The sequence below is a fragment of the Crystallibacter permensis genome (genome assembly GCF_025960875.1).
Lineage (GTDB): Bacteria > Actinomycetota > Actinomycetes > Actinomycetales > Micrococcaceae > Crystallibacter > Crystallibacter permensis.
Map to the genome: position 1 here is coordinate 81,741 of NZ_JAODLR010000011.1, position 22,325 is coordinate 104,065.

A 22,325-nucleotide genomic window follows, 5' to 3' on the forward strand; every position below is an offset into this window, starting at 1 on the left:
TCAGGCCTCCTCATCTTCTAGTTCGCCGCGCATCTGAGCTGCGGCCAGGTCTTCATCCAGGTGGGTGAATTCTATTTCCACCTTGCCGCTGCGGATGTTCGCAAAGGCCAGTTGGACGGGATCCCCGTGCTTGGGCTTCATGCCCTTCTTCACGGGAATGTCGGGCCGTATCGTGACGGAATCGTCCCCGACTTCCAGCAGACGCCCGGTGACGTTGTCGCCGTCGAGAACTTTCACCGACACCTTGCGGCCGAGATTGCGGCGCCAGTGCCGCGGTTCGGTCAGCGGCCGGCTCACGCCGGGGGAAGAAACTTCAAGATCATAGGGGGCGCCCTCATCATGCGGGTCCTCGTCCAGCGCCGCGGACAGGCCCTGCGAGACCTCCGCAATCTTGTCCAGGCTCACGCCGCCCTGCTGGTCCTCGGGCAGATCCACGATCACGTGTACGGTGCGCTGGGTTCCGGCGATCCGAACTTCAATGTCTTCCAGGTACAGGTCGCTGGCAGCCACGGTGGGGGCCAATAGGTCCTTCAGCCGCGACGCTTCCAATTGGGTCTGGGCGCCGGATGGTTTCCCCGACTGGAACACGCCGGTGTGATCGGGTCGATCCGCCATAGCTGCCTCCCGCTAGATGTTGTTGTAGCTACTAGACTAGCGACTTTCTCACGCTCCCGTGACACGCTAATAGGCCACGCGCCGCACCGTGTGGTGCGTCCGTGCCTGATGCCATGACATTATCAACTGTTGTGGGAACAACGTCAGGACGGCCGGCCAAGGGCACGGCCGGCACCAAGGCCGGCGGCAGAGCCGGCCGCTTTTTCCGGCGTACCTTACTGCTTTTGCTTGCCGCCGCGCTGGTCGTCAGCATCGGCACCGTCGTCACCAGCCTGGAGACTGTCCCTCCCCCGCTGAGCACCACCGAACAGGCGCGTCTGGACGCCCGGCAGCGGCTTCTGGCAGTGGCCGGAGATCTTCGTCACCTCGCCTCGGTTGAGGGCAATTCAAACAACGACGACGGCGGCCCGGCACTGCTGCTGAGCGCCGCTTCCGCGCTGGAACAGCAGGCCGGATTGTTCCCGCTGCAGACCACCTGGCCATCGGGAGCCGCCGCCCCGGATTCCGATTCCGGAGACGGTGCTGGCATCCTCGATGCAGAGGCACCCAGCCCCATGACCACCAAGCCGCCCTCGCGCGAAGCCGGGGCGCCGACGCTGGAGGGCACGCTTCAACGGCTGGCCTCGACCTCCCGTTTCCTGCTCTCTTCGTCCTTGGAGGTGGAACCCGGCCTTGCGCGCCTGCTGGCCTCCGTCGGCGCGTCGGTATTCAGCCAGGCCTCCTTGCTGCACGAGGCTTATCCCGACACCGAACAGCCGGTGGCCTGGCGACCCGATGTGGTGGATTCGCCAGCTGAATGCGGCCGGCCCGGCACCGAAGAGCAGGAATCCCAGTCTTCGGCGCCCGGGGGTGAGCTGCCGGCGGAAGCACAGGCGGCATCCGCCGTCGTTGTGAGTGAATACAAGCTGGCGTTCCTGTACCAGGCCACGCTGCCCCGGATCACGGGCGCTCAGCGTGAAGCCGCGGCAGAGAACTACGCCGCGCATCGGGACCTGATGGAACGCTGGGAGGAGCTGGCCGCGGACGCCTGCGTGGACCTGCCGCTGCGCGAGCCGGCCTATGAACTTCCCGAGGGCTTCCTCGACGAACCGTGGCAGGGGCTCGGCGAGGCGGAACGCGACGCCGCGCTGGCGCTGGGAGACCTGGTGGCCCTCGGCGACGGCGCACTGCAGGCTGCCGCAGCCGCAGACCTGCCGGGAGCGGCAGAGCGGATCGCGGCCATCACCGGGGAGCCGCCGCTCACCCCCGGCCTCGCCCTTCGGGCAAGCGGCAACGCAGTCTCCCCTTCCGGAACGTCCGAAACTGCCGGTGCGGTACCGTCGGCGTCGGCTTTGAAGGACGGCCCGCGATGATCCCGATGGAGCTCCCGGCCGACCTGCGGCTCAACGCACTGCAGTTACCCGGCGGCTCCCGCTGGCTCCAGCAATTCAACAACCTGTGCGCCGCCATGTTCGAAAGCTGGCAGTTGGAGGCGGACCCCGCCGGTGGCGGCCCCTGGTTCGGGCAGCTGGCGGCAGTAGTGCCGGTGCGCACCCGGTCCGGCACACTAGCGGTGCTGAAGCTCGCGGTTCCCCACGATGAAGCGCTGCTCGAGTCCGCGGCGCTGCGGATCTGGAACGGTCGCGGTGCCGTGGCCCTGCTGCGTAGCGGGGAGGACCCTTTTGTGCAGTTGCTCGAGCGGCTGGACGGCGACCGGTCCTTGCTCGATATGCCGTTGGACGGGACTGCGGCGGTGTGGGGACCGCTGGTGCGGCAGTTGCACCGGTCCCCCGAAGCGGCGGAGAGTTGGCCAGCTTTCGAAACCGTAGCGGCGACGGCCGAGCAGTGGTCGGATTCGCTGCCTGCGGACTGGTCTGCGCTCGGCGAGCCCTTTGACCGCTGGCTGCTCGAATGCGCGCTGGAGGTCTGCCAGGTTCGGGGCACGGTGGGGCGCCGCGAAGCCCGCGATGTGCTGGTCCACACCGACCTGCATTATGGGAACGTGCTGGCCCGGACGGATACTGCCGACAGTTTCGCGGTCATCGACCCGAAGCCCATGCTGGGCGAGGCTGAATTCGAGGTGGCGCCGATGCTCTGGAACCGGATACCGGACCTGCATGCCACAGATCCGGAGACCCACCTGGTCCGCCGGTGCGAGGAACTTTGCACAGCGGCGGAGCTGCAGCCGGAGACCGCGCTGCAGTGGAGCATCGTCCGCGAGGTGACCAACGCACTGGACTATCTGCAGCACGGCAGCAGCGGCCACGCGCAACGTTCCCTCTGGGTTGCCTCCACGCTTGCCGGCCGTACCCTGCCGGGGCTTCCGCCCGCACATGAACTGCAACTGCCGTAGGCCGGCCCGCCGTGGCATGCCTTGGTCCTAAGCCCCCGGCTTCCCCAGGATGTTCTCCTGCACCACGTCGTAGCCCAGCTTGATGATCAGGGCCGCGACTACGAGCAGGAAGACTACGCGGATGAATTTGCTGCCCTGGGTTACCGCCATCCGGGCGCCGAGGTAGCCGCCGGCCATGTTCGCCAGACCCAGAATCAGGCCGAGTCCCCACAGCAGGGCGCCGCTGGGCAGGAAGAACAGCAGCGCGCCGAAGTTGGTGGCCATGTTCACGATCTTGGCCTTGGCACTGGCGGCCAGGAAGTTGTATCCGAGCATGGCCACCATCGCGATAATCAGGAATGAGCCCGTTCCGGGGCCGATCAGCCCGTCGTAAAACCCGATGACCAGACCGATGCCGGCGGCCGTGCCGAAATGTCGCGCCCCGGTGTAGCGCAGCTTGGTGAGGGTGCCCGCCGTCGGACGCAGGGCAGTAAAAATTGCGACGGCGATGAGCGCCGCTACGATGATCGGTTTGAACACTTCCGAGGGCAGCACCGTCGCCACGATCGCGCCGCCGAAGCTGCCCGCCAGCGCCACCCCGGCCATGGGCAGCGCAGTTTTCAGATCGGGGTGGGCGCGCCGGTAATAGGTAATGGCGCTCGTGGTGGTCCCGAAGATCGAGCCCATCTTGTTGGTCGCCAATGCCTGCACGGGGCTGATGCCGGGCACCAGCAGCAGCGCCGGCAACTGGATCAGGCCGCCGCCGCCGACCACGGCATCAACCCAGCCGGCGGCGAAACCGGCCACCACCACAAGGATGATGGTGGCCAGTTCCAGTTCCTCGAGTCCGGAGATCACTTCCCGGCGAGGGCGGCCACCTGTGCGACGGCGTCCTCCAAGGGCACGTTCTGCGCTTCGCCGGTGGCTCGGTCCTTGACCTCGACCACACCGTCGGCCAGACCGCGGCCGACCACCAGAATGGTCGGCACACCGATGAGTTCCGCGTCGCCGAACTTCACGCCGGGGGAAACCTTGGGCCGGTCATCGTAGATGACCTCCAGTCCGGCGGCCGCGAGGTCTTCGGAGAGCTTGTCGGCGGCCTCGAAGATTTCCTGTCCGCGGCCGGTTGCCACGACGTGCACGTCGGCAGGGGCAACATTGCGGGGCCAGATCAGCCCCTTGTCGTCGTGGTTCGATTCGGCCAGGGCGGCCACAGCCCGGGTGACGCCGACGCCGTACGAACCCATGGTGACGGTGGCCAGCTTGCCGTTCTTGTCCAGCACCTGCAGGCCCAGCGCCTCGGCGTACTTGCGGCCTAGCTGGAAAATGTGGCCCATCTCGATGCCGCGTGCGGCCTCGAGCGGACCGGAGCCGTCAGGGGCTTCGTCGCCGGCGCGCACGTCGACGGACTCGATGACGCCGTCCCACGTGAAGTCGCGGCCGGCCACCAGGCCGAAGACGTGCTTGCCGTCGACGTTCGCGCCGGTGATCCAGCTGGTCCCGGAGACCACGCGCGGGTCCACCAGGTACAGCAGTCCGGTCTTGCCTTCGGTGCCGAGCACCGCCGCGTTCAGGCTCTCGCCCGGGCCGATGTAGCCCCGGACCAGGCCCGGGTGCTTCTTGAGGTCGTTTTCGTTGGCGGCCTCGATGCCGATTTCCCCGCCGATCGGCAGGAAGCCGCCGATATTAGCTTCGACCCGCTTGAGGTCCACGGCGCGGTCGCCCGGCACGCCGAGCACCACTACCTGGCGCTCCCCGGTCGGCAGGGTGACAGCCAGGACCACGTTCTTCAGCGTGTCCGCAGCTGTCCATTCACCCTCGGGACGCGGCGCCAACTCGTTGGCCGCCGCCACCAGGGTGTCGATGGTCGGGGTGTCCGGGGTGTCCTTGACCTCGGCCTCGGGCGCGTTGGTGAAGTCGATCTCTGCCGGAACCACGGTGGTGACCGCTTCGACATTGGCCGAGTAGCCGCCGGCCGAGCGGACGAAGGTATCCTCGCCGACCTCGGTCGGGTGCAGGAATTCCTCGCTCTTGGACCCGCCCATGGCACCCGCGGTGGCCTTCACGGGTACCACTTCGAGTCCCAGCCGCTCGAAAATACGCAAGTAGGCGCCGCGGTGGGCCTGGTAGCTGTCCTCGAGTCCGGCGTCGTCAATATCGAAGGAATACGAATCCTTCATAATGAACTCCCGACCGCGCAGCAGTCCGGCACGGGGGCGCGCTTCGTCGCGGTACTTGGTCTGGATCTGGTACAGGCAGACCGGCAGATCCTTGTACGAGGAGTACAGGTCCTTAACCAGCAGCGTGAACATTTCCTCGTGCGTGGGCGCCAGCAGATAGTCCGCGCCCTTGCGGTCCTGCAGACGGAAGAGCCCCTCGCCGTACTCGGTCCAGCGGTTGGTGGTCTCGTACGGTTCGCGCGGCAGCAGCGCCGGGAAATGGACTTCCTGGGCACCGATGGCCGACATCTCCTCGCGGATGATGGTTTCCACCTTGGCCAGCACCTTCAGCCCCAGCGGCAGCCAGGAGTAGATGCCGGGAGCCGCGCGGCGGATGTACCCGGCGCGGACCAGCAGCCGGTGGCTGGCCACCTCGGCGTCGACGGGATCTTCGCGCAGAGTGCGCAGGAACAGGGTGGAGAGTCGCAGGACCACGCTTGGTTTCCGTTTCTAAAGTTCGTTGTGTCGCAACAGCAGATCAGTAACTAATCCTACGGTCGCCGGACGGTTCGGGTGAATTTGGGCGAATTTGGGGCAGGTGTCGCCGGGAGCGGATCCTGTTGGACTGCGGCTTTCTAGAAGAGCACGGTGGCGAAGGTGCCGACCTGTTCAAAGCCCACGCGCTGGTAGGCGGCAACGGCGCGTTGGTTGTAGTCGTTGACGTACAGGCTCGCCACCGGGGCAAACTTGCGCGAAAGTTCGACGACGGCGGCCATGTACGTCGCCGCAAGTCCCTTGCCGCGGTAGGCCGGGTTCATCCAGACGCCCTGGATCTGCACGGCATCGGCCGAAACGTTGCCGAGTTCGGCCTTGAAAACGACTTCACCGCCGGGCTCGCGGTAGACCAGCGAATGCCCCTTGTCGATCAGGCTCCGCACGCGCTGGCGGTAGTGGTGTCCGCCGGCGGCCATCGGCGAATAGCCGACTTCCTCTTCGAACATAGCCACGCAGGCCGGCAGCAGCACGTCCAGGTCCGCCCCTGTGGAGAAGCGGACCGCCGGGTCCGCTGCCACGGCGGGCTTGCCGCGCAGTTCCATCAGCGGCTGGTTGGGCCGGATATCGAAGGGTCGGGTGGAATTGTGCTGGAAGGAACTCCAGATGCCCAGCACGGCTTCCGCCGGGCCGAAGATGGACGACGTCCGGCGGTTGCTGGAGGCCAGAAACTGGCCGAGGTTGGCGCCCTGTTCGGCGGTGAGCGCCGTGGGCACCAGGTTGACGCCGCTCCAGCATGCACCGGCCAAAGCACCGTCGGCGAAGTAGCCGAGGATTTCAGCGCCCGAAGGGGTGGGCGCAGCGGTTTTTGCGGCTTCCAGATGCGCGGCGAGGAACACGTTGGACACCGGATCCTGTTTCACCAGATCCCAGAGCCGAGGCGTGTCCCCTTCGTCCAGGACCCGGATTTCGGCATGCCCCAGTGCCGCCGCGGCTTCGCAGCCGGAATCCGTGCGCAGCCGGTTAGCTGACGTTAACCACGGGGCTACCCTTGACAGCATTTTCGCCATCGGTCTCCCCCATTTCCTCCGCAATTCTCATTGCTTCTTCGATGAGTGTCTCAACAATCTGGTCCTCGGGCACAGTTTTGATGACTTCGCCCTTCACAAAGATCTGGCCCTTGCCGTTGCCGGAGGCTACGCCCAGGTCCGCCTCGCGGGCTTCGCCGGGTCCGTTGACTACGCAGCCCATAACAGCCACGCGCAGCGGAACTTCCATGCCTTCCAGTCCGGCCGTGACCTCGTCGGCAAGCGTGTAGACATCCACCTGGGCGCGGCCGCAGGACGGGCAGGACACGATGTCCAGCTTGCGCGGACGCAGGTTGAGCGACTGCAGGATCTGGTTGCCGACCTTGATCTCCTCTACCGGCGGTGCCGAGAGGGAAACACGGATGGTGTCGCCGATGCCCTTGGAGAGCAGGGCGCCGAAAGCTGTGGCGGACTTGATGGTGCCCTGGAAAGCCGGACCGGCCTCGGTAACGCCGAGGTGCAGCGGCCAGTCGCCCCGCTCCGCCAGCAGCTCGTAGGCGCGCACCATGACTACCGGATCATTGTGCTTGACGGAAATCTTGAAGTCGTGGAAGTCATGCTCTTCGAAGAGCGAAGCTTCCCAGACGGCCGACTCCACCAGTGCCTCCGGGGTGGCCTTGCCGTACTTTTGCATCAGGCGCGGATCCAGCGAGCCGGCGTTGACGCCGATCCGGATGGACACTCCGGCATCCTTGGCGGCCTTGGCGATCTCCTTGACCTGGTCGTCGAATTTGCGGATATTGCCCGGGTTCACGCGCACTGCCGCACAGCCGGCGTCGATCGCAGCGTAAACATACTTCGGCTGGAAGTGGATGTCGGCAATGACCGGGATCTGCGACTTCTTCGCAATGATCGGCAGCGCTTCGGCGTCATCGGCGCTGGGGCAGGCCACCCGGACAATGTCGCAGCCCGACGCCGTCAGCTCGGCGATCTGCTGCAAGGTGGCATTGATGTCCGTGGTCGGTGTGGTGGTCATGGACTGGACGCTGACCGGCGAGTCCGATCCAACGCCAACCGAGCCGACCTTGATCTGGCGCGTTTTACGGCGCGGCGCCAGGACAGGCAGCGGTGCGTTTGGCATTCCAAGGTTGACCGAGGTCAAAACATCCTCCAGGGGGCAGTTTGCAGAACAGCTTTCATTATCCTCCGGCAACCCGGATCTTGCGAAGATACCGGCCAGCTGTGGGAAAGATCATGCGTAATCGGCGAAAGCTCCGGTCACGGGCTTCCACTCGGTTACCCGCAGGCCGGAAACAAAGTTCTGCACATTGAAAGGGTCCTGCTTCAGTTCCTCCAGCAGGGCGGCTTCGCTCCCGGCGGTGAACAGCAGCAGCGCGCCGGTGCCGTCGGCGTACGGGCCCGAAGCCAGCAGACGGCCTTCGTTGACGAACCCCTTCAGCCATTCACGGTGGGCGGCACGGTGCTCGTCGCGGCCCTCTTCGGTATCGGCGGCGTAAACATACTCGACGGCAAAAACACTCATGCCGACACCTTACCTGCCCTCGGGGCCGGGATAATCATTGGTAGGACACGAACCAAGGCGCCGGTTTAACGTCGCCGTAGGTCCGCTCCGGGGAGAACATCGGGGTGTCCTCATCGTAGAAGTTCTTCCAGCCCATCCACACGTCGTCGGGCAGGTCCTGCCGCAGCGCGCGCCAGGTCTCCAGCTTCTGTCCCGGTCCGCCGTGGCCGTCGGCATGGATGACGACGGCCAGCTCGTCATGCCCGGTCTCAAGCTGCTCCCGGTTGGAGATCATCCGCAACTGGAACTGGTGCAGGATCAGCACCTTCTGCGGCAGGTTGTTCTCCAGCGTCAGCCGGGCCAACCAGTCGCTGACCTCGTTGATTTCTGCTGCGGTCACCGAACCGATCTGCTCCATATGCCGCTCGCCGTCCAGCAACCGCCACTCCGGGTCCAGGGCCAGGCCGACATGCGGTTCCTTGAGCAGTTCCTCGTACGCCTTGGCCTGGGTGAGGAAGTCGGTCCGGCCGGGTTGCAGGTCCAGCACCACGTACATGCCCGCTTCGCCTGCGGCGTCTACCCAGGTCCGCAGCAGGTCGATGTCGGTGGCGGAAGAATAATCGCCGTCCTCGCCGGCGGATCCGGTGGCGACCGTGGCAATGATCTCGAACGCCGGGATTACCGGCTCGTCGCTCAGGCCCTTGTACTCGCCGGCCAGCTTCTTGGCCCGGTCGATGGCGGCCTCCACGTCCTGTTCGCCGAGGGCACCCAGCGCCGGACCGGACGGGTGGCCGTAGAGCGCGACCATCCGCCGCGACGGGAAGGCCAGCATTCCTCCCCCGGGCAGTTCCGCTGCCGTCATGGCGGTTTCGGTCCGGGCGGCGAATTGCGCCGTGTTGCCGAAGTCCGCGCCGATGGCGAGAATGTTGTGCTCCGGTTCCGCGCGCAGAAAGTCAACTGTTTCCGGGTTGGCCCGCGGGTCGGCCGCGGCATCGGCGTGGCTGCGCACACCGGCGGCCTGAAGCACGGCCATGGCGGCGGGCAGATCCTTCCGGGCGTCTTCGCCAAGCAGCACCGAGAACGGGGCTGCTTCTTCCGCGCCCGCGACCTCGTCCAGGGGTTGGTCCGGATCAAGAATCTCGATGCCGCCCAGAACGCTTTCCCACTCCGCCGGGCCGGAAGCTGCCGCGGTTCCGGAGACTGCTGTCCCGGTGGCTTCGTCGGTTTGGATGGATTCGGCTGCTCCGGCCGGCGCGCCGAAGGTCTTGACCTGGCGGACACCAAGCCGCTGCAGCTCGGCCTCGAGCCCGTCCCCGGCCAGCAGCAGCGGCACTCCGGCAGGACCGGCTTCGGCGGCGGCCGCTTCGATGGCGGCGGCATCCCCTTCCGGGGCCACCACGGCCGCCGGGCTGGACTGGAAGAGGGTTTGGCTGGCGGCCAGCGCTGCCTCGGCGTCGGTCCCCGTGATGACAGCAGGCTCCGCGGCGGCAGTGCTGAGGTAGACCCGGTTTTCGTCCCGGTCAGACCCGCTTTCCGCCGCCGTCCCCGACGCGCCGGGCCTGCCGTTCTGTCCGGCCGTGCAACCGCTGAGCACCAGCGCCGCGGCCAACGCCGACGCGGCCAGTACCCGAGGCAATCCGGACTTGCCGCTGCCGTGCTTGGACATGCCACCTCCATACGTCGCTTCTGCTGCCAGTGTAGCCAGCGCCGCCGTCGTCATTGTGGAGGTTCCGATGCAGGCGGTTCGGGCTGGCGTCGCTACCCGAAAATGTTGACCGGTTTAACGATGTCGGCGTAGATCAGCAGGGCGCCCATGCCCATCATCAGGATGGCCACCACATAGGTCAGCGGCAGCAGCTTGGCAATGTCCACCGGGCCTGGATCCGGCCGGCGGAACAGCTTGGCGAAGCCGCGGCGAACCGCTTCCCACAGCGCCCCGGCGACGTGTCCGCCGTCGAGCGGCAAAAGCGGGATCAGGTTGAACACGAACAGAGCCAGGTTCACCGAACCGACCAAACCGATCAGCGACGCCGCCCGCGCCTCGAACGGGATTTCCTCCATCGCGCTGATCTCGCCGGCGATCCGGCCCACGCCCACCACGCTCATCGGACCGTTAGGGTCGCGCGGGGCATCGCTGAAGGCGGCCTCGGCGACATCGGCCAGCCGCTGCGGCAGATTAAGCACGACGCCGGCAATCGCCTGCAGGTTCTCCCCCACCGCCGGAAGCACATCCGTGACCGGTTGCGGCACCAGTTTCTGGGTCGAACCCATGCCCACGAAGCCGACCTCTTCCATCACCGGGTCGCCGTTGGCATCGAGCACCAGCTCGTTGGAGTCGTCGAAGACCGGACGTTCCGAGAGCACCGGCGTGATGGTGGTGCTGATGCTCTGCCCGTCGCGCTCAAGCGTGATGGGCGTGGCCTCGCCGGCGGCGTCCCGGATCCAGCGGGTGAGTTCGTACCAGTCCGTTACCGGCTTGCCGTCGAAGGCCGTGACGGTGTCTCCGGGCAGGATTCCCGCGGCGGTTGCCGGTGCCTGCGGATCCGATGGCAGGCAGTCGGTCTGCCCGGTTTCGGCCTGCTGCGCGGCGCTGACCACGCACTTGTTGACCTCGCTGATGGTGGTGCTGGGCTGGGCCGAACCGAAGCCCACCATCACGATCCCGAGCAGGACCACGCCGATCACCAGGTTCACGAACGGGCCGCCGAGCATGATGATCATGCGTTTGAACACCGGCAGTTTGTAGAACACGCGGTTATCGTCGCCCGGCTGCAGCCGCTCCGCCTCGGCCTGCCGGGCGTCGTTGGCCAGCTGCTGGAACATGCCGGTGCTGGACTGGCGCACCGATGCCGCGCCGGTCTTGTCCTTCGCCGGCGGATACATCCCGATCATGGAGACATAGCCGCCGAGCGGAATCGCCTTGACGCCGTACTCGGTTTCGCCCTTTTTCTTCGACCAGAGGGTCTTCCCGAAGCCCACCATGTACTGGGTGACACGGACCTTGAACAGCTTGGCCGGTAGCAGGTGGCCCACTTCGTGCAGCGCGATGGAGAGCGCAATGCCCACCGCGACGAAGAGGACTCCGAGAATAAAGAGAAGTACGGTCACATCATTCCTAAACGATTGCGGGCCTCGGTTCGTGCCCACGTTTCTGCCGCCAGCACGGACTCCACGGTCAGTTCGGCGGAGCCGGCGTGGCCGGCTACCACTGCGGCGACGGTGTCCACGATATCCACAAACCCGATCCTGCCGTCGTGGAATGCGTCCACTGCTTCCTCGTTGGCGGCGTTGTAGACGGCCATGAAGGTGCTGCCCTGGGCGGCGGCCTGCTTGGCCAGCCGGACCGCGGGGAACACCTCGTCGTCCAGCGGTTCGAAGGTCCACGTCACGGCGCTGGACCAGTCGCACGGCCTCGCCGCTCCCGGAACGCGCTCCGGCCAGCCGAGCCCCAGCGCGATGGGCAGGCGCATGTCCGGCGGGGATGCCTGGGCGATGGTCGAGCCGTCCGCAAACTGGACCATGGAGTGGACCACGGACTGCGGGTGCACCACCACATCGATCTTCTCCAGCGGCACGTCGAAGAGCAGGTGCGCCTCGATGACTTCAAGCGCTTTGTTGACCATGGTGGCCGAATTCGTCGTCACCATCCGGCCCATGTCCCAGGTGGGGTGCGCCAGCGCCTGCTGCGGGGTCACGGCGCCCAGTTCCGCGCGCGTCCTGCCGCGGAACGGCCCGCCGGACGCGGTGACGATCAGCCGGTCCACCTCGGCGGCCGAGCCGGAGCGCAGCGACTGGGCCAGTGCGGAATGCTCCGAGTCCACCGGGACCAGCTGGCCGGGTTTGGCCGCGCGCTTGACCAGCTCGCCGCCGGCGATGAGGGACTCCTTGTTCGCCAGCGCCAGCAGATGGCCGGCTTCCAGCGCAGCCAGGGTCGGCACCAGTCCGATCGAACCGGTAATGCCATTGAGTACGACGTCGGCGTTCGGCCAGGCGGCGATCCTTGCCGACGCGTCGTGGCCGGCAAAGAGTTCGGGCTCGTAGCCGCTGATGCCCGCGTCCGCGGCAGCTGCCTTGATGGCCGCGGCCAGGTCCTCCCGCGTGCCGCTGGCAATGCCGACGGCCTCCGCACCAGTGTGGACGGCCTGCCTGGCTACCAGCTCCAGATTGCCGCCGCCGGCAGCAAGGGCCGTCACTTCGAACCGGTCCGTGGCGCCGTCGATCACTTCCATGCCCTGGGTTCCGATGGAACCCGTGGACCCCAGCAGCACTACTTTCCGTGGCCGGCCGACTGCCTCTGGGTCGCTAAGAAAATCCATATCTTCCAGTATCCCGCACCCACCCCCTGCCAGACGCACCCGGACAAACGCAACGCCCGGTGCGAGGTCATCGCACCGGGCGTTCGGAGTGTTCTGGCTAGCTCGGCAGCTGGCCTCCGCAGTTAGGCGAAAACGGCTACTGCTTCCTTGACCGGAACATCTCCGGAGATCAGGTTGAGGAGCTGGCGCTCGCCAGCACCTGTGTGCAGCAGTTCGGCCAGCCCGGCGGCAACGTCGGCGCGCGGCACGGGACCGCGCTCCTCCACCAGGTCGAGGCGGACGAGGCCGCTGCCGGCGTCGTCGGTCAATTGGCCGGGACGGACAATGGTCCACTTCAGGTCGCGGGTTTTGAGGTCCTCTTCGGCTGCCAGCTTGGCCCGCAGGTAGGCGACGAAGACCTCGTCCATGCCCTCCGGTGTGGCGCCGTCGCGGACGAGATCATTGCCCATCGAGGAAATCTGGATAAAGCGTTCGACACCGGCTGCCTCGGCGGCATCCGCCAGCAGCACCGCGGCGCCCAGGTCCACCGTTTCCTTCCGTTCCACCCCGCTGCCCGGTCCGGCTCCGGCCGCGAAGACCGCCGCATCGGCGCCCTTCAGGATTTTTGCGACCTCGTCCACCGAGGCGCTCTCCAGATCCACCACCTCGGGGATGGCACCGTCCACCATTAGGTTGGCGCTCTGCTCCGGTTTGCGGATCAGGCCAACCACCTCATGCCGGCCCGCGGCGAGGATCCGGGTGAGCTGTCGTGCGATTTTTCCATGTCCACCTGCAATAACTATGCGCATGACCGGTGCAACCACACTTCAGTGCAGACTATTCCAACCCGGGCTATTCCACCCCCGCGCCATTCAGCCCGCCAGCCCGGCCCGGCGCAGCGTCTGCTCGGCGTGCTTGATCAGCGGGCCGTCAACCATCTTGCCGCGGAAACGGAACACACCCGGCTCCGTTCGGGCGGCCTCCAGCAGCGCCGCGGCGTCGGCAACGGCGGCCTCGGATGGGAGGTAGGCGGCGCGGATGACCGGTATCTGGCTCGGATGGATCAGGGCCTTGGCGCCGAATCCGCAGGCCACGGCGTCGTCGGCCTCGGCAGCCAGGCCGTCCAGATCCGGAATATCCACATAAACCGAATCGATGGCCGTCTTGCCATAGGCACCGGCCGCCAGCAGTACCTGCGAGCGCGCCTGCCGGGCGACGTCCCGATAGGTCCCGGCCGGGCCCCGGCTGGAGGTTCCGCCGAGCGAGGCCAGCAGGTCTTCGGCACCCCACATCAGTGCGACGACGTTCCCGGTGCGCGCGATGTCCGGGGCGGCGAGGATGCCCAGCGCCGTCTCGCACAGCGCCACAACGCCGTACCCGCCAAGCCCGGCAATGGCGTCCGCGTTCTCGGATTTCGCCAGCATGATGGTGGTGTAGCCGGTACGCTGCAGCGCCGCCATGTCCAGGGAGTGGTCTTCGGTTCCGAGCGAGTTGACGCGCACGATGGTCCGCTCCGGATCCAGCGGGTTGTCCATCACGGCTTGCCGGGCCTGCGCCCGGTCCGCCGGCGCTACGGCGTCCTCCAGGTCCAGGATGACCGCGTCCGCACGGTCAGCCGCCTTGGCATAACGCTCGGGCCGGTCCGCAGGACAGAACAGGATGGCCGGGCCCATGGCAAACATCAGCCGAGCTCCTGGTTCCGGAAGCGGTTCCTGGCCTCCGGCTCGGTCTGGCTCTGCCGGTGCCCCTCTTCGGTCCACATCAGGCAGCTGCGGACCGCCGTGGCGACAATGTCCTCGTGCTGGTTGCGTCCGGTATGGCTCATGGTGACGATCCCCTGTCCCCGCCGTGAGGCCGAGAGCCGCTTGTCGGTCACGGTTGTCTCCGTGTACAGCGTGTCGCCGTGGAAGAGCGGATGCGGGAAGTTGATGTCCGTCAGTCCCAGCTGGGCCACGATGGTGCCCTGGGTGAGCTGGGTGACGGACTGCCCCACCACCGTGGCGAGCGTAAACATCGAGTTCACCAGCCGCTGCCCGAACGGCTGCGATGCGGACCAGTCGGCGTCCAGGTGCAGGGCCTGGCTGTTCATGGTCATCGTGGTGAACAAGACGTTGTCCGCTTCGGTAATGGTCCGGCCCGGCCGGTGCGCATAGACGGTACCGGGCTGGAGCTCGTCGTAGTAGAGCCCGCGCTGGGTGATGGTGGTCCGCAGATCCTCGCCCGGCGTTCCGCTGCTTCCTGTGCCCATACTTCCGGTACTCATACGTCGTCGACCTCGTGCTCTTCGATGTTCAGGTCGGCACCGGTGGCCGCCACGACCTCGTCCACGCTGACGCCCGGCGCTACTTCACGCAGCACCAGCCCGTCTTCGGTCACATCGATGACGGCCAGGTCGGTGATGATCCGGTCCACGCAGCCCTTGCCGGTCAGCGGAAGCGAGCAGCCCTTGAGGATCTTCGGGTTGCCCTTCCTGTCCACGTGCTCCATCATCACGATCAGCCGCTTGGCGCCGAAGACCAGGTCCATGGCCCCGCCCATGCCCTTGACCATCTTGCCCGGCACCATCCAGTTGGCCAGGTCCCCGTTTTCGGCCACTTCCATCGCCCCGAGGACCGCCACGTCCACGTGTCCGCCGCGGACCATGCCGAAGGAGGTCGCCGAGTCGAAGATCGCCGCACCCCGGTTGAGCGTGACCGTTTCCTTGCCGGCGTTGATCAGATCCGGGTCAAGGTTCTCCTCGGTGGGATAAGGCCCGACGCCGAGAATGCCGTTCTCGGAATGCAGCACCACCTCCACATCGTCCGGAATGTAATTGGGGATGAGGGTGGGCATCCCGATGCCAAGGTTCACGTACTGGCCGTTGCGCAGCTCCTTGGCTACGCGGGCGGCGAGTTCGGTGCGCGTCAGTGCCATCGTCAGTTCCCCTTCCCCGCGCCGGCCTCGGTGACCGTGCGCTTCTCGATCCGTTTCTCCACGTCGCCGGCCACCACCACGCGCTGGACGAAGATGCCCGGCGTGTGGATGTGCTGCGGATCCAGCTCGCCCGGTTCCACCAATTCCTCCACCTCGGCGATGGTGACCTTGCCCGCCATGGCCGCCAGCGGATTGAAGTTCATCGCGGTCACGTGGTAAATCAGGTTGCCCAGCCGGTCACCCTTCCACGCATGCACCAGTCCGAAGTCCGGCCGCAGCGACTCTTCGAGCACGTAGTCCGCGTCGCCGAAGCTGCGCACCTCCTTAGGTGCCGATGCAATCGCAACGTTCCCCTCGGCGTCGTACTTTTGCGGCAGTCCCCCTTCGCTGACCTGCGTGCCGACGCCCGCCGTCGTATAGAAGGCCGGAATGCCGGCGCCGCCGGCGCGCAGTTTCTCGGCCAGCGTGCCCTGCGGGGTCAGCTCCACCTCGAGTTCGCCGGCGAGGTACTGCCGGGCGAACTCCTTGTTCTCGCCCACATAGGAGCTGATGGTCCGCCGGATCCTGCCGTCCGCCAGCAGCACGCCCAGGCCCCAGTCGTCCACGCCGCAGTTGTTGCTGATGGTTTCCAGGTCCTTGGTGCCGCGGTCGTGGAGGGCCTGGATCAGGGTCACCGGGATGCCGCACAGGCCGAAACCTCCCACGGCCAGCGAGGCCCCGTCCTGGATATCGGCCACGGCCTCCGCCGCGCTGCCTACAACCTTGTTAATCACGTTGTCCCTAGCCTTCCGTCGATCGTGGCCGGTGCGCGGTCAGAGCCCGAGTTCGCGGGCGATGAGCATCAGCTGCACTTCGGTGGTTCCTTCGCCGACTTCGAGGATCTTCGAATCCCGGTAATGCCGTGCCACCCGGAACTCGTTGATGAACCCGAATCCGCCGAAGATCTGCGTGGCGTCGCGGGCGTTGTCCATGGCCGCTTCACCTGCCACCATCTTTGCAATAGCGGAGTGGGTTTTGAAGGGCTTGCCCGCAAGCATCCTGGCCGCGGCGTCATAGTAGGCCAGCCGGGCGGTGTGTGCGCGGGCCTGCATGCGGGCGATCTTGAACTGGATCGCCTGGAAGGACCCAATGTTGGTCCCGAAGGCCTGGCGGTCCTTGGCGTACCGGACCGATTCGTCCACGCAACCCTGCGCGGCTCCGGTGGCGAGCGCAGCGATGGCGATACGGCCCTCGTCCAGGATCTGCAGGAAGTTGGCGTAGCCCCGGCCGCGTTCCCCCAGCAAGTTGGCTTCCGGCACGTGCACGTCCTTCAACGTGAGCGGATGCGTGTCCGACGCGTTCCAGCCGACCTTGTTGTAGGCCTTCTCCGCGGTGAAGCCCGGGGTGTCGGTGGGCACCAGGATGGTTGAGATCTCCTTCTTGGTGCTCCCGTCCTGCCGCTCCGAGGTGCCAGTGACCGCCGTGACGGTGACCAGCTTGGTGATGTCCGTGCCGGAGTTGGTGATGAACTCCTTGTTGCCGTTGATGACCCACTCATTCCCTTGGCCACCCTCCACCAGCTGGGCCCGGGTCTTGGTGCCGCCGGCGTCCGATCCTGCCTCGGGTTCCGTCAGGCCGAAGCCTGCGAGCGCCTGGCCGCTGGCGAGCATGGGGAGCCACGCGGCCTTTTGCTCCTCCGTGCCGAAGCGGTAGATCGGCATCGCGCCCAGCGAGACGCCGGCTTCCAGGGTGATGGCCACCGACTGGTCCACCCGGCCCAGCTGCTCCAAGGCCAACGCCAGCGCAAAGTAGTCCCCGCCCATGCCGCCGTATTCCTCCGGGAAGGGCAGTCCGAACAGGCCCATTTCGCCCATCTGTTTGACCACGTCGTAGGGGAAGGTGTGGTCCTCGTCGTGTTTGGCGGACACGGGGGCCACTACTTGGTCGGCGAAGTCCCGGACGGCATCCACCAGGTCCTGGTGGTCCTCGCTGAGGGAAAAATCAGGCATGCTCGGCTTCCTTCTGTTCCGTTGTTTCCGCCCCGCCGGCAGGATCTGCTGCGGCGACGACGGCGACAATCTGGCCGGCTTTGACCAGATCGCCGGGTTTGAGATGGATACTTACTTCTCCGGCCACGGCCGCGGTGAGCTGGTGCTCCATTTTCATGGCCTCCACGGTCAGCACGGTCTGCCCGGCCTTGATGTGCTCCCCGTTGCTCACGGCGACGGCGGTCACGGTGCCCGGCATCGGCGAGCGCACCTCGGGTGACAACTCGCCCTCCTCGCGGTGGATCCGCTCCAGCGCCTCGGCCAGCCGGCGCTTCCGGTCCCGTACCGTCAACCCGGCACTGAAGCCGGCGTCGGCGATCCAGATGGTCCCGGTGCTGGGATCGACGGCGTGGCGGAAGGGCTTGCGCACCCCATTGACGACGGCGGCGCCCGCGTCATGCTCGAGGCTCACCGTGAAGCTGCTGCCGGCTACGTCCGCTCGGAAGTTTGCCAGGCTGCCCGTGCTCCCGGGACCTAGACGGGTCAGCGCGACCTCGCGAGGTTCCCCTTGGGGCATGGCGAAACTGACCATCGTGGGCACGGCGCTGCCCACCCGCCAGCCATCGCCGGCCGCCCACGGGGAGCGAGGCTGCGGAGAGTCCCGCCTACCTTCCAGCCAGGCCACCGCGGCCGCCGCGAGTTCGCCGTCGGTGACCCGGCGGAACGCCAGGTGCGGCAGTTTCCGTTCGATCAATGTGGTGTCCAGGCGCCCGGCGCGCACGTCGTCGTCGTTCAGGAGCAGCCGCAGGTACTCGACGTTGGTGGGCACGCCCAGCGCCACAGTCTCCCCCAGTGCCCGGTCCAGCCGGTCCAGGGCCTCCTCCCGGTCCTCGCCCCAGGCAATGACCTTGGCGAGCATCGGATCGTAGCTGCTGGAAATTTCCAGCCCGGGCAGCAGCGAACTGTCCACCCGGATGCCGTCGCCGGATGCTTCGTGCAGCCCCAGCACAGTACCGGCCGAGGGCAAAAAGTCCTGTTCCGGATTCTCCGCATAGACGCGCGCTTCCACCGCGTGGCCGATGAGAACGACGTCGGACTGGGCTATCGCAAGCTGCTCACCCGCTGCGACGCGCAGCTGCCATTCGACCAGATCCAGCCCGGTGACCAGTTCCGTGACCGGGTGCTCCACCTGCAGCCGGGTGTTCATCTCCATGAAGTAGAACTCGTCCGGAGCCTCGTCGGAAACCAGGAATTCAACCGTGCCGGCCCCGCTGTAGTCCACGCTGCGGGCAGCGTTGCAGGCGGCCTCGCCGATTCTCGCGCGGGTGGCTTCGTCCAGCAGCGGCGAGGGTGCTTCCTCGATCACCTTCTGGTGCCGGCGCTGGAGGGAGCATTCGCGTTCGCCCAGGTGGATGACGTTGCCGTGGTTGTCCGCCAGTACCTGGACCTCGATGTGGCGCGGACTGCGGATCAGCTTCTCCAGGAACAACGTGTCATCCCCGAACGCGGATGCAGCCACGCGCCGGGCGGTGGCCAAGGTGGCCGGCAGCTGGTCCGGGCCGTCCACCACATGCATGCCCTTGCCGCCGCCTCCAGCCGAGGGTTTGATCAGCAGCGGGTAGCCCACGCCGTCGGCCGCATTGATCAGCTGGTCATCGCTCAGCCCGGGTTCGGCCAGGCCGGGCACCACTGGCACCTGGTAGCCGGCCACGTGGTTCTTGGACCGGATCTTGTCCCCCATGACGCCGATGGCCTTCACATTCGGCCCGATGAAGGTGATGCCGGCGGCCTCCAGCGCCTCGGCAAAGGCGAGGCTTTCGCTCAGGAAGCCGTAGCCGGGGTGGACGGCCTCGGCACCGGTTTGGCGGCAGGCGGTGATGATGGCCTCGATGTTCAGGTAGCTGGCGGTAGGCGCCGCCGGGCCAATCCTGACCGAAAGGTCGGCTTCGCGCACGTGCCGGGCACCGGCGTCGGCGTCGGAATAGACCGCGACCGTGCGGATGCCGAGCCGGCGACAGGTGCGGATCACCCGGCAGGCTATTTCCCCGCGGTTGGCGATCAGTACCGTAGTGAAGAGCTGTTCGGGCATGGCGCTCACATTCTGAACAGGCCGAAGGACGTCTCCGGCAGCGGCTGGCGGGCGCAGACATCGAGCGCGAGGCCAAGGACCCGGCGGGTGTCCGCCGGGTCGATGATCCCGTCATCCCAGAGCCTGGCGGTGGAGTAGTACGGGTTGCCCTGCGCCTCGTACTGCTCGCGGATGGGCGCCTTGAAGGCTTCCTCCTTTTCGGCCGGCCATTCGCCGCCCGCGGCTTCGATCTGGTCGCGCTTCACTGTGGACAGCACCGACGAGGCCTGGTTGCCGCCCATCACCGAGATCCGACTGGCCGGCCACATCCAGAGGAAGCGCGGCGAGTAGGCGCGCCCGCACATCGAATAGTTGCCCGCGCCGAACGATCCGCCGATGATGACGGTCAGTTTGGGTACCCGGGCGGTGGCGACGGCGGTGACCATCTTGGCGCCGTGTTTGGCGATGCCGCCGGCTTCGTAGTCGCGGCCGACCATGAATCCGGAGAGGTTCTGCAGGAAAACCAGCGGGATGCCGCGCTGGTCGCAGAGCTCGATGAAGTGGGCACCCTTGAGCGCGGACTCGCTGAAGAGCACGCCGTTGTTGGCCACGATCCCGATCTGGTGCCCGTGGATCCGGGCGAAGCCGGTGACCAGCGTGGCGCCGTACTCCCGCTTGAACTCGTGGAACAGGCTCCCGTCGACCACCCGGGCGATCACCTCCCGCACGTCGTAGGAAGCGTTCACATCCGTCGGCACCGTCCCATAGAGCTCCGTTGGATCTGCCGACGGCGGTTCCCCGGCCGCTATCTCCCAGGCCGGCTCGACCACGGGCAGCGTGGAGACGATGTCGCGGACGATCTCCAGGGCGTGCTGGTCCGTTTCGGCCAGGTGGTCGGTCACGCCGGAGATCTTGGCGTGGACGTCGCCGCCGCCGAGGTCCTCGGCGCTGACCACTTCGCCGATGGCAGCCTTCACCAGCGGCGGACCGCCCAGGAAAATGGTGCCCTGGTTGCGCACGATGACCGTTTCATCGCTCATCGCCGGGACGTAGGCGCCGCCGGCCGTGCACGAACCCAGGACGGCCGCGATCTGCGGGATCTTGCGCGCCGAGAGGTTGGCCTGGTTGTAGAAGATCCGGCCGAAATGCTCGCGGTCCGGAAAGACCTCGTCCTGTTTGGGCAGGAAGGCGCCGCCGGAATCCACCAGGTAGATGCACGGCAAGTTGTTTTCCAGCGCCACTTCCTGCGCGCGCAGATGCTTCTTCACCGTCATCGGGTAATAGGTTCCACCCTTGACCGTGGCGTCATTGGAGATCACCAGGACATGGCGCCCGTGCACCAGCCCGATCCCGGTGATGATCCCGGCGCCGGGCGAATCGCCGTCGTACATTCCTTCCGCGGCCAGCGGCGAGAGTTCCAGGAAGGGGCTGCCCTCGTCCAGCAGCGCATCGACGCGATCGCGCGGCAGCAGTTTGCCGCGGCCCACATGGCGCCGGCGGGACTTTTCCGGTCCGCCAAGCGCCGCGGTCGCGAGCTTGCCGCGCAGATCCTCAACCAGTGCGCGTTGCGCCGCTTCGTTCTCCAAGTAGCCCGGGCTGGTAGTGTCCACCCGGGAAGGCAGTGTCTCCATCGACATCTTTCTTCGCGCGGTAGGTGCCATTTTCCAGTCCCGCTGCCGTTCAGCAGGCTGGTCAACGAACACGCTTTTGGTTAGTCTGTACTAACTGAAATTCAGGTTAGTGCTCGTTAACCGAATTGTCCAGCATTCATCCGAACAGGAGGGACGCACGTGTCCCCTAGCTCAGCCACCGGAGCCGGCTCACCAGCGGGTCCAGGGCCTGCGGCCAGTGCCGATACGGGCAGGGTCACCGGCCGGAGCCTGGCGAAGGCCTCGCGCCGGGCCGCGTTGCTGTCCGCCGCCGCGAAGCTGTTCGCGGAGCGCGGGTTCAACGGCGTCTCGATCGAGGACCTCGGCTCCGCCGCGGGCGTCAGCGGACCCGCTGTCTACCGGCACTTCAGCAGCAAGCATGCGGTGCTGTCCGCACTGCTGACCGGAGTGAGCCAGGACCTGCTCGACGGCGGACAAGCCGTAGTCGAAAATTCCCCGGGTCCTGAAGAAGCCCTGCGCGGGTTGATCGAATTCCAGGTGGACTTTGCGCTGCGCAATCCGGACGTCATCCGTGTCCACGACCGCGACCTGGACAGCCTGCCCCCGGAAGACTCACAGGCCGTGCGGGCCCTGCAGCGGGCGTACGTCGAAGTCTGGGTGGCGGTTCTTTCCCGCGTGCTCCCCGGGCAGGAGCCGGCGCGGTTGCGGGTGCGTGCCCATGCTGCCTTCGGCCTGATCAACTCCACGCCGCACATCACCCACCGGGGCAAGCCGGTGCGGGACAAGATATGGCGGCGCAATCTGCTGGAACAAATGGCATGGGCAGCGCTGAAAGCCGAGTAGGCTTCACTAAAGACCCCTAGCCGAAAGGTTTGCCATGATTGAGCTACGCCCGGTGGAACCTGCCGACCTCGACAAGTTCTTCGAGTACCAGCAGGATCCCGACTCCAACCGTATGGCTGCTTTTACTGCCAAAAATCCCTCCGACCGTGGAGTGTTCAACCACCACTGGCAGAATATCCTCAACGACGAGGCCATCACTGTCCGCACCGTCACCGCCGACGGCGAAGTGGTAGGCAGCATCATGGCCTACCCCTCGGATGGCTACCCGGAGCTAACCTACTGGACGGCGAAATCGCACTGGGGCCGCGGCATCACCACCACCGCCGTGGAGAAGTTCCTCGCTGAATTCACCGCCCGCCCCATCCGCGCCCGGGCCGTCAAGGACAACCTCGGTTCGATCAAGGTGCTGGAGAAGGCCGGCTTCAAGGCCATCGGCGAGGCCCAGGGCTTTGCCAATGCCCGGGCCGCCGTGGTCACCGAAGAAATCCTGGAACTTCTCTAA

General features: G+C 66.5%; 21 protein-coding genes. 4 read left to right on the top strand and 17 right to left on the bottom strand.

Going from position 1 to position 22,325, the window contains the following annotated elements; all coding sequences use genetic code 11:
* A complete protein-coding gene (locus tag B0G38_RS13760; RefSeq protein ID WP_319801249.1) occupies positions 1-615 on the bottom strand; it encodes a ribosome maturation factor RimP in 615 nt (204 codons plus the stop codon).
* A gap of 113 nt (positions 616-728) precedes the next feature.
* Between B0G38_RS13760 and B0G38_RS13765 the strand changes: the two genes are divergently transcribed.
* Together B0G38_RS13765 and B0G38_RS13770 are read left to right on the top strand one after the other, a co-directional pair.
* On the top strand, positions 729-1,967 hold the full coding sequence (locus tag B0G38_RS13765) for a ferritin-like domain-containing protein (protein ID WP_264669931.1): 1,239 nt from the start codon (positions 729-731) through the stop codon (positions 1,965-1,967).
* Positions 1,964-2,947, top strand: coding sequence for an aminoglycoside phosphotransferase family protein (locus B0G38_RS13770; RefSeq protein WP_264669932.1), 984 nt, complete (start codon positions 1,964-1,966; stop codon positions 2,945-2,947). Before B0G38_RS13765 ends, B0G38_RS13770 begins: the two co-directional genes overlap by 4 nt.
* A gap of 27 nt (positions 2,948-2,974) precedes the next feature.
* On the opposite strand, the gene B0G38_RS13775 is transcribed toward B0G38_RS13770, so the two are convergent.
* From B0G38_RS13775 to B0G38_RS13850, 16 genes are all read right to left on the bottom strand, one after another.
* The gene (locus B0G38_RS13775) at positions 2,975-3,784 is read right to left on the bottom strand and encodes a sulfite exporter TauE/SafE family protein (RefSeq protein ID WP_169996426.1); all 810 of its coding nucleotides are present in this window, start codon (positions 3,782-3,784) and stop codon (positions 2,975-2,977) included.
* Positions 3,781-5,580: a proline--tRNA ligase gene (locus B0G38_RS13780; protein WP_264669933.1), complete on the bottom strand. Its 1,800-nt coding sequence runs from the start codon at positions 5,578-5,580 to the stop codon at positions 3,781-3,783. The genes B0G38_RS13775 and B0G38_RS13780 overlap by 4 nt, the downstream gene beginning before the upstream one ends.
* A gap of 140 nt (positions 5,581-5,720) precedes the next feature.
* A complete protein-coding gene (locus B0G38_RS13785) occupies positions 5,721-6,647 on the bottom strand; it encodes a GNAT family N-acetyltransferase (RefSeq protein ID WP_319801250.1) in 927 nt (308 codons plus the stop codon).
* Positions 6,601-7,767, bottom strand: a complete 1,167-nt coding sequence (gene ispG, locus B0G38_RS13790; protein WP_264669934.1) for a flavodoxin-dependent (E)-4-hydroxy-3-methylbut-2-enyl-diphosphate synthase — start codon at positions 7,765-7,767, stop codon at positions 6,601-6,603. Before ispG ends, B0G38_RS13785 begins: the two co-directional genes overlap by 47 nt.
* A 90-nt stretch (positions 7,768-7,857) precedes the next feature.
* A complete protein-coding gene (locus tag B0G38_RS13795; protein WP_264669935.1) occupies positions 7,858-8,148 on the bottom strand; it encodes a YciI family protein in 291 nt (96 codons plus the stop codon).
* Between the two features lie 34 nt (positions 8,149-8,182).
* Positions 8,183-9,793, bottom strand: a complete 1,611-nt coding sequence (locus B0G38_RS13800; protein WP_264669936.1) for a hypothetical protein — start codon at positions 9,791-9,793, stop codon at positions 8,183-8,185.
* Positions 9,794-9,885: 92 nt separating this feature from the next.
* On the bottom strand, positions 9,886-11,235 hold the full coding sequence (locus B0G38_RS13805; protein WP_264669937.1) for a M50 family metallopeptidase: 1,350 nt from the start codon (positions 11,233-11,235) through the stop codon (positions 9,886-9,888).
* The gene (dxr, locus tag B0G38_RS13810; RefSeq protein WP_264669938.1) at positions 11,232-12,443 is read right to left on the bottom strand and encodes a 1-deoxy-D-xylulose-5-phosphate reductoisomerase; all 1,212 of its coding nucleotides are present in this window, start codon (positions 12,441-12,443) and stop codon (positions 11,232-11,234) included. Before dxr ends, B0G38_RS13805 begins: the two co-directional genes overlap by 4 nt.
* A 122-nt stretch (positions 12,444-12,565) precedes the next feature.
* Entirely contained in the window at positions 12,566-13,231 is a 666-nt protein-coding gene (locus tag B0G38_RS13815) for an SDR family oxidoreductase (protein WP_264669939.1), read from the bottom strand.
* A 63-nt stretch (positions 13,232-13,294) separates the two neighbouring features.
* Positions 13,295-14,104, bottom strand: a complete 810-nt coding sequence (locus B0G38_RS13820) for an HpcH/HpaI aldolase/citrate lyase family protein (RefSeq protein ID WP_264669940.1) — start codon at positions 14,102-14,104, stop codon at positions 13,295-13,297.
* Positions 14,104-14,670: a MaoC family dehydratase gene (locus B0G38_RS13825; protein ID WP_240974681.1), complete on the bottom strand. Its 567-nt coding sequence runs from the start codon at positions 14,668-14,670 to the stop codon at positions 14,104-14,106. Before B0G38_RS13825 ends, B0G38_RS13820 begins: the two co-directional genes overlap by 1 nt.
* An 11-nt stretch (positions 14,671-14,681) precedes the next feature.
* Positions 14,682-15,335 carry a CoA transferase subunit B gene (locus tag B0G38_RS13830; RefSeq protein ID WP_264669941.1) on the bottom strand — a complete coding sequence of 218 codons (654 nt, stop codon included), beginning with the start codon at positions 15,333-15,335 and terminating at the stop codon, positions 14,682-14,684.
* Positions 15,336-15,337: 2 nt separating this feature from the next.
* Entirely contained in the window at positions 15,338-16,108 is a 771-nt protein-coding gene (locus tag B0G38_RS13835; RefSeq protein WP_264669942.1) for a CoA transferase subunit A, read from the bottom strand.
* Between the two features lie 39 nt (positions 16,109-16,147).
* Positions 16,148-17,323, bottom strand: coding sequence for an acyl-CoA dehydrogenase family protein (locus B0G38_RS13840; protein WP_264669943.1), 1,176 nt, complete (start codon positions 17,321-17,323; stop codon positions 16,148-16,150).
* Positions 17,316-19,391 (bottom strand): ATP-binding protein, encoded by a 2,076-nt coding sequence (locus B0G38_RS13845; RefSeq protein WP_264669944.1) that lies wholly within the window; start codon positions 19,389-19,391, stop codon positions 17,316-17,318. Before B0G38_RS13845 ends, B0G38_RS13840 begins: the two co-directional genes overlap by 8 nt.
* A 5-nt stretch (positions 19,392-19,396) precedes the next feature.
* Positions 19,397-21,001, bottom strand: coding sequence for a carboxyl transferase domain-containing protein (locus tag B0G38_RS13850; protein ID WP_264669945.1), 1,605 nt, complete (start codon positions 20,999-21,001; stop codon positions 19,397-19,399).
* A 159-nt stretch (positions 21,002-21,160) separates the two neighbouring features.
* Here B0G38_RS13850 and B0G38_RS13855 point away from each other — a divergent pair, with 159 nt between their 5' ends.
* A complete protein-coding gene (locus B0G38_RS13855; RefSeq protein ID WP_413542069.1) occupies positions 21,161-21,823 on the top strand; it encodes an SACE_7040 family transcriptional regulator in 663 nt (220 codons plus the stop codon).
* A 34-nt stretch (positions 21,824-21,857) separates the two neighbouring features.
* Complete coding sequence (locus tag B0G38_RS13860; RefSeq protein ID WP_264669946.1) at positions 21,858-22,325, top strand: GNAT family N-acetyltransferase; 468 nt, start codon at positions 21,858-21,860, stop codon at positions 22,323-22,325.

Bases quoted from the DNA above. Each gene is read 5' to 3' on its own strand.
- B0G38_RS13760 (WP_319801249.1), bottom strand. From the start codon at position 615: ATGGCGGATCGACCCGATCACACCGGCGTGTTCCAGTCGGGGAAACCA.
- B0G38_RS13765 (WP_264669931.1), top strand. From the start codon at position 729: ATGACATTATCAACTGTTGTGGGAACAACGTCAGGACGGCCGGCCAAG.
- B0G38_RS13770 (WP_264669932.1), top strand. From the start codon at position 1,964: ATGATCCCGATGGAGCTCCCGGCCGACCTGCGGCTCAACGCACTGCAG.
- B0G38_RS13785 (WP_319801250.1), bottom strand. From the start codon at position 6,647: ATGGCGAAAATGCTGTCAAGGGTAGCCCCGTGGTTAACGTCAGCTAAC.
- B0G38_RS13795 (WP_264669935.1), bottom strand. From the start codon at position 8,148: ATGAGTGTTTTTGCCGTCGAGTATGTTTACGCCGCCGATACCGAAGAG.
- B0G38_RS13800 (WP_264669936.1), bottom strand. From the start codon at position 9,793: ATGTCCAAGCACGGCAGCGGCAAGTCCGGATTGCCTCGGGTACTGGCC.
- dxr (WP_264669938.1), bottom strand. From the start codon at position 12,443: ATGGATTTTCTTAGCGACCCAGAGGCAGTCGGCCGGCCACGGAAAGTA.
- B0G38_RS13815 (WP_264669939.1), bottom strand. From the start codon at position 13,231: ATGCGCATAGTTATTGCAGGTGGACATGGAAAAATCGCACGACAGCTC.
- B0G38_RS13820 (WP_264669940.1), bottom strand. From the start codon at position 14,104: ATGTTTGCCATGGGCCCGGCCATCCTGTTCTGTCCTGCGGACCGGCCC.
- B0G38_RS13825 (WP_240974681.1), bottom strand. From the start codon at position 14,670: ATGGGCACAGGAAGCAGCGGAACGCCGGGCGAGGATCTGCGGACCACC.
- B0G38_RS13830 (WP_264669941.1), bottom strand. From the start codon at position 15,335: ATGGCACTGACGCGCACCGAACTCGCCGCCCGCGTAGCCAAGGAGCTG.
- B0G38_RS13840 (WP_264669943.1), bottom strand. From the start codon at position 17,323: ATGCCTGATTTTTCCCTCAGCGAGGACCACCAGGACCTGGTGGATGCC.
- B0G38_RS13845 (WP_264669944.1), bottom strand. From the start codon at position 19,391: ATGCCCGAACAGCTCTTCACTACGGTACTGATCGCCAACCGCGGGGAA.
- B0G38_RS13850 (WP_264669945.1), bottom strand. From the start codon at position 21,001: ATGGAGACACTGCCTTCCCGGGTGGACACTACCAGCCCGGGCTACTTG.
- B0G38_RS13860 (WP_264669946.1), top strand. From the start codon at position 21,858: ATGATTGAGCTACGCCCGGTGGAACCTGCCGACCTCGACAAGTTCTTC.